Raw genomic sequence first — 12,207 nt, 5'->3', positions numbered from 1 at the left:
ACCAACGCCACCGTAGACCTGTTGGTTCCGATTCGCCACGCCGGGCACCGGCGCGGCACCATCGTCCGATGACCGTCGACTTATATGGCGTCACGACCGTTTTGATGGCCGGCACCGGATCCGACGACGACTACGCCCGACGGGCGTTCGCGGACGCACTGCGCGAGGTCGGTGCGCAGGTGGTCACGCCCGCCCCCGAGCCGCAGCGACTGATCGCCGGTTATCTGTCGGCGTTGCAGGAGGCCGCCGGCGCGGGCGGTCGGATCGCGGTCGGCGGCGTCTCCATCGGCGCGGCCATCGCGGTCAACTGGGCGCTGCACCACCCGGGCAGCACGGTCGCGGTGCTCGCCGCGCTGCCGGCCTGGTCGGGCGCGCCCGACGACGCGTCCGCGGCGCGGGCCGCCCGCGCCTCGGCACATCAGCTGCGCACCGACGGTCTGGCCGACACCATCGCCGCGATGCGGGCCTCGAGCCCGGCGTGGCTGGCCGATGAACTGGCCCGGTCGTGGACCGGGCAGTGGCCGGGCCTGCCCGATGCCATGGAGGAGGCGGCGCGCTATGTGGCGCCGACACCGCAGGAGCTGAGGACACTGGCGGTGCCGATGGGCGTGGCCGCGGCCACCGACGACCCGGTACATCCGCTCGATGTCGCCGTCGGATGGGTCGCCGCGGCGCCTCGTGCGGCGCTGCGGACCGTCACCCTCGACGAGATGGGCGCCGACCCCGCACGCCTGGGCGCGGCGTGTGTGGCCGCCCTCGGCGAGCTCTAACCGCCGGTGATGGTGCTGCGCATCTGCTGCATCGCCGTGCCCTGGGCGCTGCGGCGCGCGGCGGGCTCCGGCGGGGTCTGACCCTGCGCCTGGGCTTGAGCCTGAGCTTGGGCCTGAGCCTGCTGAGCCGCGGCGGCGCGCAACTGGGCGGCCATCGCCTCGGGCAGCTGGATGGCCAGCGGGGTACGCACCGGCAACGGGGTGTCACCGCGGCGAACCACGGTGTCCACCAACGCCTCTCGGGCCTCGGCCGCTAAGGCGTCGACATTCTCGGGGAGCCCGTTGACCACACAGCGGATCATCCAGCGGTAACCGTCGACACCGATGAAGCGCACGACGCCGGGCTGCTGACCCTGCGGTGCGGCGTTGCTGGCGCCGACGACCTCGCGGCCCCACTTGCCGTCCTCGATGCGGACCTTCGCCCCGTCCTTGCGCAGCGACTCGGCGAGCTCGGCGGCAACCTCACGCCACAGGCCGGCCGACTTGGGCGCCGCGTAGGCCGCGATGGTGAATCGCCCGTTCGGGGTGACCACCCAGACCGAGCTGGGCACACCCTGATCGGTCAGCTCGACCTGTACCTGACCGGCCGCCGGCAGCGGGATCAGCACCGACCCGAGATCCAGTCGCGCGACGGTCGCGGACTCCGGATCGTCGAAATCCTCGATGTCGAAGGGACCGTCGAATTCTTCGTCGTTATCTTCCATCACAAACTCGCATGTCCGCCTGAGGAGCCGTGGCCACCGCCGCCACGGGAAGTGTCAGCCAGCCCGGCATCGTTGAACGACGACACCTCGACCAGCTCGGGAAGCTCCACCCGCTGCACCAGCAGCTGCGCGATGCGGTCACCGCGTCGCACCGCGATCGGTTGCTGCGGGTCGAGGTTGATCAGCGCCACTTTGATCTCACCACGGTACCCGGCATCGACGGTCCCGGGCGCATTGACGATCGAAAGACCTACGCGCGTAGCCAATCCGGACCGGGGATGGATCAACCCCACCATCCCGTGCGGGATGGCCACCGCGATCCCGGTGGGCACCAGGCTGCGGTGCCCGGGCTCGAGATCGACGTCGGCGGCGCTGTACAGGTCGACACCGGCGTCACCATCGTGAGCCCGGCTGGGCATCGGAAGGTCGCGATCCAGTCGCACGACCACCAGAGAAGTGGACACGACGAAGGAGATTACTCTTGGGCACGTGTCCGACACGCGCGCCATCACCCAAACCGTGCGCTACCGCGAACGCCTCCGCGTGCCGTGGTGGTTCTGGCTGCCCGGCCTCGGGCTGGCCGCGCTGATCGCCGCAGAGGTGAACATGGGTGTCGAGGCGCTACCGGACTGGGTGCCGTACGCGGTGCTGCTGCCGGTGGCGGCGGCGGTGCTGATGTGGATGGGCCGAATGGAGATCCGTGTCGTGCAGAACGGTTCTGCATCCGATCCGGCCGTGGAGTTGTGGGCGGGGCCCGCGCATCTGCCGGTCAACCTGATCGCCCGTTCGGCCGAGGTTCCCCGATCGGCCAAGTCGGCGGCCCTGGGTCGCCAGTTGGACCCAGCGGCCTATGTTCTGCACCGGGCCTGGATCGGCCCGATGGTCTTGATCGTGCTGGACGATCCCGACGATCCCACCCCCTACTGGCTTGTGAGCTGCCGGCATCCGGATCGGGTGCTGGCCGCGTTGCGCAGCTGATCGTCGGGAGATCCGCCCTGCACGGCCTGGTTCAGGCCGCGCAGTCCGTGCAGATCATCATGCCGTTCTTCTCGCTGGCCAGCCTGCTGCGGTGGTGCACCAAAAAGCAGCTCGAGCAGGTGAACTCGTCGGCCTGCTTCGGCACGACTCGCACCGACAGTTCCTCACCGGACAGATCGGCACCGGGCAGTTCGAATGATTCGGCAGACTCGGATTCGTCGACGTCCACGACGGCCGATTGGGCCTCGTTACGCCGTGCCTTGAGCTCCTCGAGCGAATCCTCCGAGACATCGTCGGTCTCGGTGCGTCGCGGAGCGTCGTAGTCGGTTGCCATTCAATCCCCTCCTAATCCATCAGCGTCATGCAGCAAGGCTTTGTACCAGCGTCGAACGCCTGCGCCAAATGATTCGTGCCCCGAATCGGTCCGGATTGACTGTGATTTATATCACAGACGAAAACTCCTGGTAGTCGGCCGCGCCCCGACCTACCTCTAAGGTGCAGGAGTGGTCGCATCCATCACCGAGGGCACGGCGTTCGACAAACACGGCCGGCCGTTTCGTCGCCGCAACTTCGTTCCCGTGCTGTGCCTGTTCGTGGTGCTCGCCCTGGTGACCGGCGTGGTGTGGGTCATCGCGCTCAACCAGACGACCGATGTCGCCCAGGCCAGGGCGTGCAACCCCCCGCCACCGGCCGAGGACGCCACCCAGACGCGACTGGGCGAGCCCGTCTCGCGCGCCGACATGGTCGAGGTGATGCCCGCACGCCTGGCCGACACCAAGGTGCAGGTGCTCAATGCCAGCGGGCAGGGCGGGCAGGCCGCCGAGGTGTCCGGTGCACTGCGCGACCTCGGTTTCGCCCAACCCACCGCCGCCAACGATCCCGTCTACGCCAACAGTCGGCTGGAATGTCAGGGCCAGATCCGCTTCGGCGAGACCGGTCGCGCCGCGGCCGCCGCAGTGTGGCTGGTCGCGCCGTGCACCGAACTCTTCCAGGACGGCCGCACCGACGACACGGTGGATTTCGCGATCGGCACCGAATTCACCGAATTCAGCCGCAGCGACGATATCGACGCAATGCTGGCGGGCCTGCGTCCCGATGCCACCCAGCCCGCGGATGCCGAGCTGTTGACCAAGATCCACAGCGCCACCTGCTGAGTCAGGCCGGCTGCGCCAGCCGCTCGCGCAGCGCGGCGGCGACACCCGGGGCCGCGGCCATCAGCGCAGTGCCACCGTCGTCGGGCAACTGGACCACCGCGCCGGCCTCGGTGGCGATCAGCGTGCCCGCCGCCCAGTCCCACACGTGCACGTCGTCCTCGAAATAGGCGTCCAGCCGACCGGCGGCCACCATGCACAGATCCAGCGCGCAGGACCCGATCCGACGCACATCGCGCACATCGGGCAGCAACCCGGCCAGCACCGCCGCCTGCCGGGCCCGCTGCTGCGCCTGATACGAGAATCCGGTGCCCACCAGAGCCATGGACAGATCGTCAATGACGTTGCAGCGCAGCGCGGTCTGCGTACCGGACCGGCTGACCGTCGCGCCCTGACCCGACGCCGCCGAATACAGCTCATCGGTCGACACGTTGATCACGGCGCCGGCCACCGAGACACCGTCGATCTGCACCCCGACCGACACGGCATAGGCCTCGATGCCGTAGACGAAGTTCACCGTCCCGTCGATGGGGTCGATCACCCAGACCGGGACGCCGGGTTCGCCGACGGCCGAGCCGCCCTCCTCCTCCCCGAGGACGTGATCGGCGGGGCGCAGCTCGGCCAGCCGCTCGCGCAACAGTCGCTCGGTCTCCTTGTCCACCACGGTCACCGGGTCGGTGGGTGTGCTCTTGCTCTCGACCGCACCGGCGGCCGGTGTGGCACCGAACACCTCGGCCCGCCGGGTCCGCACGAAAGCCGCGGCCTCCGTGGCTAGTTGCTCGGCCACCATGCGCAAGGTCTGCGGATCATTCATGGACACATCGCATCACACCGAGGACAAACTCGTTGTCGCGCACCACCTCCAAAACCGCGGTGACAGGCACTACTGTGGTGTCCGATTGTCCGCCGGACCCTGCTGAGGAGCGTTCCTGTGACCGAATCGCCCAATACTGGCTTCGGCGTCGACGTCGGCGGCAGCGGCATCAAGGGGGGCATCGTCGACCTCGACACCGGCGCCCTCGTCGGCGAACGATTCAAGTTGGCCACCCCACAACCGGCCACACCCGAGGCCGTCGCGGCCACCGTCGCGGCCGTGGTGCGCGAGTTCGGGTGGACCGGCAAGCTGGGGGTCACCTACCCCGGCGTGGTGACCAATGGCACGGTGCGCACCGCCGCCAACGTCGACAAGGGCTGGATCGGCACCAACGCCGCCGAGATCATCTCGCAAGTGCTCGACGGTCAACCGGTCACCGTGCTCAACGACGCCGACGCGGCCGGACTGGCCGAGGAACGCTACGGCGCGGGCAAGGACAACACCGGCGTCATCGTGCTACTGACCTTCGGGACCGGCATCGGGTCGGCGGTCATCCACAACGGCGTGCTGCTGCCCAACACCGAGTTCGGGCACCTGGAGGTCGGCGGCAAGGAGGCCGAGCACCGGGCCGCGTCCTCGGTCAAGGAACGCAAGGAATGGAACTACCAGCGCTGGACCGAGGAGGTCACCAAGGTCCTGGTGGCCATCGAGAACGCGATCTGGCCCGACCTGTTCATCGCCGGCGGCGGTATCAGCCGCAAGGCCGACCGCTGGATCCCGATGCTCAAGAACCGGACGCCGGTGGTGCCGGCCGCGCTGCTGAACTCGGCGGGCATCGTCGGCGCAGCGATGGCCGCCGAGGGCATTCACGTGCAGTAACACGCCGTCGGATTTGCCGCACGGCGCAGAAGTCGCGCACACTGTCGTTACAATGGTCGACGGCGGCCGCCTACCGACATAGTGGCGGGTATCCCAGCAGAGATCAACGCCATTATTCGAAAGACAGCCGACGAATTCCGGTGAGGCCTGCGCGCGCTCACCGTCCAGCAAGACCGAGAGGGTGTACGTGGCAGCGACAGAGGCAAGCCCGGCAACCGAAGAGCCGGTGAAGGCCACCGCCACCAAGACCGCCGCGAAGAAGGCGCCGGCCAAGAAGGCGCCGGCCAAGCGGGCCGCGAAGAAGGCCCCTGCGAAGAAGGCGCCGGCCAAGGCCGCCGCGCCCCGCGGCAAGAAGGACGAGTCCGCCGAAGACCTGGAAGGCGCCGAGGACCTCGACGTCACCGAGGAACTCGAGGCCGAGCCCGGCGACGATCTCGAGGACGTCGAGATCGACGACCTGGAAACCGACGATGATGCCGAGGACGCCGGCGAGGAGGCCGAAGGCGACGACGCCGCTCCCGCGGCCGCGGGCACACCGGCCAAGGAAGGGGACGACGAGCACCCCGAGCCGTCGGAGAAGGACAAGGCCTCCGGCGACTTCGTCTGGGACGAAGAGGAATCCGAGGCGCTACGGCAGGCCCGCAAGGATGCCGAGCTCACCGCGTCGGCCGACTCGGTGCGCGCCTACCTCAAGCAGATCGGCAAGGTGGCGCTGCTCAATGCCGAGGAAGAGGTCGAGCTCGCCAAGCGCATCGAGGCCGGGCTGTATGCCACCCAGCTGATGAGCGAGCTGGCCGAGAAGGGTGAGAAGCTGCCCGCGGCCCAGCGTCGCGATATGCAGTGGATCTGCCGTGACGGCGACCGCGCCAAGAACCACCTGCTCGAGGCGAACCTGCGTCTGGTCGTCTCGCTGGCCAAGCGCTACACCGGCCGCGGCATGGCATTCCTGGACCTCATCCAGGAGGGCAACCTCGGTCTGATCCGCGCGGTGGAGAAGTTCGACTACACCAAGGGCTACAAGTTCTCCACCTACGCCACCTGGTGGATCCGCCAGGCCATCACTCGCGCCATGGCCGACCAGGCCCGCACCATCCGCATCCCGGTGCACATGGTCGAGGTCATCAACAAGCTGGGCCGCATCCAGCGCGAGCTGCTGCAGGACCTGGGTCGCGAGCCCACGCCCGAAGAGCTGGCCAAGGAAATGGACATCACGCCGGAGAAGGTGCTGGAGATCCAGCAGTACGCGCGTGAGCCCATCTCGCTGGACCAGACCATCGGTGACGAAGGCGATTCTCAGCTCGGCGACTTCATCGAGGATTCCGAGGCCGTGGTGGCCGTCGACGCGGTGAGCTTCACCCTGCTGCAGGATCAGCTGCAGTCGGTGCTGGAGACGCTGTCCGAGCGCGAGGCCGGTGTGGTGCGGCTGCGGTTCGGCCTGACCGACGGTCAGCCCCGCACCCTCGACGAGATCGGTCAGGTCTACGGCGTCACGCGTGAGCGCATCCGCCAGATCGAGTCCAAGACGATGTCCAAGCTGCGCCACCCGAGCCGGTCCCAGGTGCTGCGCGACTACCTGGACTAGGCATTCGGCACGAGGCGGCCGCCCCCGACGATTCGGGGGCGGCCGTTTTGCGTTTCCGGCTAATGCCTGACTTTGCGCTCGCGAAGTTTGTAGCTCATCGGCCAGGACTCCCGGGACTCATCACCGGTCAGCGGCACCCCCTGGCTACCCAGCTTGACGTCGTAGGCCTCAAGATCAGGGCCGGCTTCACGCTCGGCGCGCTCCCGCGCCAGATAGTAGAGCTGGTCGATCTCGAGTTCCTTGAACGCGACGAAGGTGCTGCGCCGCACGGTGTGCGGGCTGGTCGCCTCGGCGACCATGCGGTCGGTCAGCACCCGACCGCCCAGCACCGCGCCGCCCAGTAGCAGGAACGGCACCACCCAGTAACAGATGAACGACAGCGGCGTCCTGGTGTCCAGGATGGTGGCGTCGCCGTACACGAGCGGCGGTATCGCCGAGGACAGCGTCATACCGGCGAACGCCGCGACCCAGATCCAGGTGATCAGCGTGGTGATGCGGCCGAACAGTTCGCTCTTGATGACCTCGGGGGGCTGATCGGCCTCGGCGAACTCACGCACGAAGGGCCGGCCGGCCAGCACCCCCACCAGCGCGACCAGGAAGATACCGGCGGCACTGAGCGGTTGGATCCAGCGTTCCATGAAGGCCTGACTCACCGTCACGGTGAGCACCGCCAACACGACAAACGTTGCGATCGCTCCGATTTCCAGTGTCCGGGCCTTCGCGCCACGGGCCCGGCCGACGACGAACGAACCGACCGCGACGGCCAGTGCCACCAGGACCGCCGCCAGGAAGGGGACGTTGCCGACCAGAATCCAGTAGACGATCCACGGCGCGAAGCCGGACAGTATTGCCACAGTGAGTCAGTTTACGAAATCAGGTCGATCTGTCACGCATCAGCGCAGCACCACGGTGCTCGGTGCGCGCGGCGCACCCAACATGGCGCGATGCGAGGGCGGCTTGCGGCCGCCCTCGTCGGCTATCCCGTAGCGCTCGGCGAGTTCGGCACCGATCAGCGTGTGCCCCGACAGCGCCGGAAGCTCCGGGTCACCGAACAGGGCGTCGATCAGATGACCGGTGAACTCCGGGGTCTCGGCGTGCTCGGCGGTGGCGGCCAGCGCCTCGGGCCGGCCGGTGAACGCCGCGCGTAACCGTTCGGTCAGCAGGATGCCCATCCAGATCGACACGCATGCCACCGACGTATCGCCGAAGTCGACGGCCATATCGGCGGCCATCTTGTCGATACCGGCCTTCTGCGCCCCGTAGGCGGGGCCGTGCATGTAGCACACCGACCCCGGCGAGGAGGTGAACGCGATCAGCCCGCGCGGGCGCAGCGACAACAGCGGGGCCGCGTGCCAGGACGCCACATAGGCCGAGCGCAGCCCGACGTTGAGCACATCACCGAGCCCGATCGGTTTGTCCCAGAACGGTTTCGAGCCGGTGAGCTCATCGTGCACGACCGCGGCATTGTTGACCAGCAGGTCCAACCCGCCGGCCTCGGCAGCGACGCGGCCGAACAGTTCGGCGACGGCATCGTCGTCGGCGTGATCCACCGTCACCGCGACGCCCTCGCCACCGGCCGCGGTGACCTGCTGCGCGGCCCCGGATTCCGCGATCGAGCGGCCGGTCAGATAGACCCGCCACCCGTGCGCGCCGAGCGCCACCGCGATCCCCCGCCCGGCGCCGCGACTGGCCCCGGTCACCACTGCAACCCGCGTGTCTGCCGTCACGCCCCCAACCTACGGCCCGGCCGCGATGACTACGATGGCGGCGTGCCAGCACTGCCGAATGCCGCGAATGACCCGTCGTCCGCCGGCAGATAGGGCGTGACACTTGTCACAGCAGCGGCCGGCAACGGGCCGTACAAGTGTGGGAACACCATCGATTCGGGATCGGTCGGCACGCCGGGCTCCCAGCGCACCGGATCCGTCAGCGCCGCCGGGTCGATGGTCAACAGCACGAGATCGGTTCGGCCCGCGAACAATCGGTTCGCCGGCAGATGAACCTGCTCAGGGGTCGAAAGGTGGACGAACCCGGCCTCGGCCAGCGATGCGGGCCGGTGCGCGCCGGCCGCCGAGGCCTGCTCCCATTCGGCCCCCGAACACAGGTGCAGAAGCACGTCAGATTGGGTATCCATGCCGTCCAGGTTGCCCGCACGGTAACACCGGCGCAGTGAGACACGACACACCGGTGAACCTCAGGGGAACAAGGCCAGAACCGAAAACGTCTGACACAGTAGACATACGCACCGAAGCAGAACGGAGGAAGCGCCGTGAACGCAACCTTGACCAGTCCGGAACTGACTCGGGCCGATCGCTGCGACCGCTGCGGTGCCGCCGCGCGCGTACGCGCGACGCTGCCGTCGGGAGCCGAGCTCCTGTTCTGCCAGCACCACGCCAACGAGCACGAGGCGAAGCTGATCGAACTGGCGGCCGTGATCGAAGTGAGTCCGGTCGACGCATAGCGAACGAACCGCGCCGCCCGACCGGGCGGCGCGGTTCATCGTCGGGGATGCTGGAGCGGTGATGACCGACCAGCCACCGGCGAAGCCATCACGTCATCACGTCTGGCCCATCACCAAACGCACCCTGTCGAAGGCTTGGGACGACTCGATCTTCGCGGAGTCGGCGCAAGCGGCCTTCTGGTGTGCGCTGTCCCTGCCGCCGCTGCTGTTGGGGATGCTGGGCAGCCTGGCCTATCTGGCTCCGCTCTTCGGTCCGGACACCTTGCCGACCATCGAAGATCAGCTGATCGGTACCTCGGAGCGGTTCTTCTCGCAGAACGTCGTGAACGAGATCATCGAGCCGACCATCTACGACATCGTGCGGTCGGCGCGCGGTGAGGTGGTGTCGCTGGGTTTCGTGATCTCGTTGTGGGCGGGATCCTCGGCGGTGTCGGCCTTCGTCGACTCGGTGGTCGAGGCGCACGACCAGACCCCGCTGCGCCACCCCGTGCGGCAACGATTCTTCGCGCTCGGGCTCTACGTGATCATGTTGGTGTGCGCGGTGGTGACCGCACCGTTCATCGCCCTGGGACCGCGCAAGATCACCGAGTTCATCCCGGACAGTTGGTCGCACGCCCTGCAGTACGGCTACTACCCCGTGCTGGTGATCGCCCTGATCCTGGCGGTGACCGTGCTCTATCGGGTGTCACTGCCCAGCCCGTTGCCCACCCACCGACTGGTGGTCGGTGCGGTGCTGGCGACCGCGGTGTTCCTCATCGCGACGTTCAGCCTGCGGTTCTACCTCACCTGGATCACCGCGACCGGTTACACCTACGGCGCGTTGGCGACGCCGATCGCCTTCCTGTTGTTCGCGTTCCTCGCCGGGTTCGCGGTCATGATCGGCGCCGAACTCAACGCCGCGATCCAGGAGGAGTGGCCGGCGCCGGCCACCCACGCCCGACGACTGCGAGTGTGGATCGCCGAGAAGACGGAGAAGACCGAGAAGGCGGAGAAGAACTCCGCTACTTCTTGAGCTGCTCGTAGATCTTCTTGCAGTCCGGGCACACCGGCGAGCCGGGCTTGGCGGCCTTGGTCACGGGGAACACCTCGCCGCACAGCGCGACGACATGCGTGCCCATGACGGCACTTTCGGCGATCTTGTCCTTCTTGACGTAATGAAAGACCTTGGGGGCGTCGTCATCGGTTCCGTCGTCGACGCGTTCGTCGGTATCGGGCCGTTCGATGGTCTGGGTCTGCATCCCTCCATTGTGCCCGGCAGGTGTGCAGGGTGTCGCAGGTGTGGGACAGTGGAGTCATGAAACAAAGCCCCGAGCTGAGTTTCGACGACGAAGGTCGCCCGGTGCTCATTACCCGCGCTGCTCTGCCCCACGACGAGCAGCACCGCGCACGGGTGCGCAAATATCTGACGTTGATGTCCTTCCGCATCCCGGCACTGGTGCTCGCCGCCGTCGCCTATGGCATCTGGAACAACGGGCTGATCTCCCTGGCGATCATCGTGGCCTCGATCCCGCTGCCGTGGATCGCGGTGTTGATCGCCAACGACCGGCCGCCGCGCACCGCCTCCGAGCCGCGCCGGTACCCCGACGCCGGCACCGGTCGGCGCACGCCGCTGTTCTCCACGGCGCAGCGTCCCGCGCTGCAGGCGCCGGTCCGGCCGGACCCGAGCGCGGACACCCCGCCCGCCGGGCCCGGCGTTCCCGACTGAGCAGCCTCTTCGTCACTTCTCAGGACATTCTCAGGTCGTCGGTTTAAACCCGCAGGTCAAGTGGTACGCCACAAGGACCGGGCGGGAACTCCCAGTCCCCCTCGGGCGTTGTACGCAGTGACAGTTCCGCCGAGCAGGGAGGCCGTACATGGCGATCGCCACCGCAAGCCGCATCGATTCCGATCTGGACGCCCAGAGCCCCGCCGCCGACCTGGTCCGCGTGTATCTCAACGGCATCGGCAAGACCGCGCTGCTGAACGCGGCCGACGAGGTCGAGCTGGCCAAGCGCATCGAAGCGGGTCTGTACGCAAAGCACATGCTGGACACCAAGAAGCGGCTCGGCGAGGCCCGTCGCCGTGACCTCGCCGCGGTGGTCCGCGACGGTGACGCCGCCCGCAGGCACCTGCTGGAGGCCAATCTGCGCCTCGTGGTGTCGCTGGCCAAGCGCTACACCGGTCGTGGCATGCCGCTGCTGGACCTGATCCAGGAGGGCAACCTCGGACTCATCCGCGCGATGGAGAAGTTCGACTACGCCAAGGGATTCAAGTTCTCGACCTACGCCACCTGGTGGATCCGCCAGGCCATCACCCGTGGCATGGCCGATCAGAGCCGAACCATCCGCCTGCCCGTCCACCTCGTCGAGCAGGTCAACAAGTTGGCCCGGATCAAGCGTGAGATGCACCAGAACCTCGGCCGTGAGGCCACCGATGAGGAACTGGCCGAAGAGTCGGGCATCCCGGCCGAGAAGATCGCCGATCTGCTGGAGCACAGCCGCGATCCGGTGAGCCTGGACATGCCCGTCGGCAGCGATGAGGAGGCACCCCTGGGTGACTTCATCGAGGACGCCGAGGCGATGTCGGCCGAGAACGCCGTCATCTCCGAGTTGCTGCACACCGACATCCGCTATGTGCTGGCCACCCTCGACGAGCGCGAGCAGCAGGTGATCCGGCTGCGCTTCGGCCTCGACGACGGTCAGCCCCGCACGCTGGACCAGATCGGCAAGCTGTTCGGGCTGTCCCGCGAGCGGGTTCGCCAGATCGAGCGCGAAGTGATGTCCAAGCTGCGTAACGGGGACCGGGCCGAGCGCCTGCGTTCCTACGCCAGCTAGACCCTGATCCATCCCCACCCGTGATGCCCGTCGCGTTCCGCGGCGGGCATCACAA

At 67.9% G+C, this 12,207-nt stretch carries 17 protein-coding genes; 9 read left to right on the top strand and 8 right to left on the bottom strand.

The genetic code is table 11. The features are described 5' to 3' along the window. The first annotated feature begins 68 nt into the window (after positions 1-68). The gene (locus ACWDUN_RS03725) at positions 69-770 is read left to right on the top strand and encodes an alpha/beta hydrolase (protein WP_449924714.1); all 702 of its coding nucleotides are present in this window, start codon (positions 69-71) and stop codon (positions 768-770) included. Here the strand turns inward: ACWDUN_RS03725 and ACWDUN_RS03720 are convergent. Both ACWDUN_RS03720 and dut read right to left on the bottom strand, forming a co-directional pair. Next, the gene (locus tag ACWDUN_RS03720; protein WP_449924711.1) at positions 767-1,474 is read right to left on the bottom strand and encodes a DUF3710 domain-containing protein; all 708 of its coding nucleotides are present in this window, start codon (positions 1,472-1,474) and stop codon (positions 767-769) included. The two genes, ACWDUN_RS03725 and ACWDUN_RS03720, sit on opposite strands and share 4 nt — an antisense overlap. Then, the gene (dut, locus tag ACWDUN_RS03715) at positions 1,474-1,938 is read right to left on the bottom strand and encodes a dUTP diphosphatase (protein WP_449924709.1); all 465 of its coding nucleotides are present in this window, start codon (positions 1,936-1,938) and stop codon (positions 1,474-1,476) included. The genes ACWDUN_RS03720 and dut overlap by 1 nt, the downstream gene beginning before the upstream one ends. A gap of 25 nt (positions 1,939-1,963) precedes the next feature. Between dut and ACWDUN_RS03710 the strand changes: the two genes are divergently transcribed. Beyond that, positions 1,964-2,452, top strand: a complete 489-nt coding sequence (locus ACWDUN_RS03710; protein WP_449924706.1) for a DUF3093 domain-containing protein — start codon at positions 1,964-1,966, stop codon at positions 2,450-2,452. 31 nt (positions 2,453-2,483) lie between these two features. Here ACWDUN_RS03710 and ACWDUN_RS03705 read toward each other — a convergent pair whose 3' ends face one another. Then, the gene (locus ACWDUN_RS03705) at positions 2,484-2,786 is read right to left on the bottom strand and encodes a DUF4193 domain-containing protein (protein WP_442011136.1); all 303 of its coding nucleotides are present in this window, start codon (positions 2,784-2,786) and stop codon (positions 2,484-2,486) included. Positions 2,787-2,955: 169 nt separating this feature from the next. On the opposite strand from ACWDUN_RS03705, the gene cei reads away from it, so the two are divergent. Beyond that, entirely contained in the window at positions 2,956-3,606 is a 651-nt protein-coding gene (gene cei, locus ACWDUN_RS03700; RefSeq protein ID WP_449924702.1) for an envelope integrity protein Cei, read from the top strand. A 1-nt stretch (position 3,607) separates the two neighbouring features. Here the strand turns inward: cei and ACWDUN_RS03695 are convergent, their stop codons facing one another. After that, complete coding sequence (locus ACWDUN_RS03695) at positions 3,608-4,417, bottom strand: inositol monophosphatase family protein (protein ID WP_449924699.1); 810 nt, start codon at positions 4,415-4,417, stop codon at positions 3,608-3,610. Positions 4,418-4,534: 117 nt separating this feature from the next. Here ACWDUN_RS03695 and ppgK point away from each other — a divergent pair, with 117 nt between their 5' ends. After that, complete coding sequence (ppgK, locus tag ACWDUN_RS03690; RefSeq protein WP_449924697.1) at positions 4,535-5,296, top strand: polyphosphate--glucose phosphotransferase; 762 nt, start codon at positions 4,535-4,537, stop codon at positions 5,294-5,296. 187 nt (positions 5,297-5,483) lie between these two features. Continuing rightward, on the top strand, positions 5,484-6,878 hold the full coding sequence (locus ACWDUN_RS03685) for an RNA polymerase sigma factor (RefSeq protein WP_449924694.1): 1,395 nt from the start codon (positions 5,484-5,486) through the stop codon (positions 6,876-6,878). A 59-nt stretch (positions 6,879-6,937) separates the two neighbouring features. Here the strand turns inward: ACWDUN_RS03685 and ACWDUN_RS03680 are convergent, their stop codons facing one another. From ACWDUN_RS03680 to ACWDUN_RS03670, 3 genes are read right to left on the bottom strand one after another with little or no spacing between them, the layout of a single operon-like run. Continuing rightward, positions 6,938-7,732, bottom strand: a complete 795-nt coding sequence (locus ACWDUN_RS03680) for a hypothetical protein (protein ID WP_449924692.1) — start codon at positions 7,730-7,732, stop codon at positions 6,938-6,940. Positions 7,733-7,771: 39 nt separating this feature from the next. Further along, entirely contained in the window at positions 7,772-8,605 is an 834-nt protein-coding gene (locus ACWDUN_RS03675) for an SDR family NAD(P)-dependent oxidoreductase (RefSeq protein WP_449924689.1), read from the bottom strand. 29 nt (positions 8,606-8,634) lie between these two features. Continuing rightward, on the bottom strand, positions 8,635-9,012 hold the full coding sequence (locus tag ACWDUN_RS03670; protein WP_449924686.1) for a DUF952 domain-containing protein: 378 nt from the start codon (positions 9,010-9,012) through the stop codon (positions 8,635-8,637). Between the two features lie 135 nt (positions 9,013-9,147). Here ACWDUN_RS03670 and ACWDUN_RS03665 point away from each other — a divergent pair, with 135 nt between their 5' ends. Continuing rightward, entirely contained in the window at positions 9,148-9,339 is a 192-nt protein-coding gene (locus ACWDUN_RS03665) for a DUF7455 domain-containing protein (RefSeq protein ID WP_449924683.1), read from the top strand. A gap of 61 nt (positions 9,340-9,400) precedes the next feature. Next, positions 9,401-10,351, top strand: coding sequence for a YihY/virulence factor BrkB family protein (locus tag ACWDUN_RS03660; RefSeq protein WP_449924680.1), 951 nt, complete (start codon positions 9,401-9,403; stop codon positions 10,349-10,351). Here the strand turns inward: ACWDUN_RS03660 and ACWDUN_RS03655 are convergent. Beyond that, a complete protein-coding gene (locus tag ACWDUN_RS03655) occupies positions 10,341-10,577 on the bottom strand; it encodes a DUF3039 domain-containing protein (protein WP_030135100.1) in 237 nt (78 codons plus the stop codon). The two genes, ACWDUN_RS03660 and ACWDUN_RS03655, sit on opposite strands and share 11 nt — an antisense overlap. 56 nt (positions 10,578-10,633) lie before the next feature. On the opposite strand from ACWDUN_RS03655, the gene ACWDUN_RS03650 reads away from it, so the two are divergent. Then, a complete protein-coding gene (locus ACWDUN_RS03650) occupies positions 10,634-11,044 on the top strand; it encodes a DUF3099 domain-containing protein (protein WP_449924677.1) in 411 nt (136 codons plus the stop codon). A 148-nt stretch (positions 11,045-11,192) separates the two neighbouring features. Beyond that, entirely contained in the window at positions 11,193-12,152 is a 960-nt protein-coding gene (locus tag ACWDUN_RS03645) for a sigma-70 family RNA polymerase sigma factor (protein ID WP_449924674.1), read from the top strand. The last annotated feature ends 55 nt before the right edge of the window (positions 12,153-12,207 follow it).

Source organism: Mycobacterium sp. NPDC003323, assembly GCF_053589535.1.
Note: the sequence above shows the minus strand (reverse complement) of the source record. Positions and strands in the feature narration are given on the sequence as shown.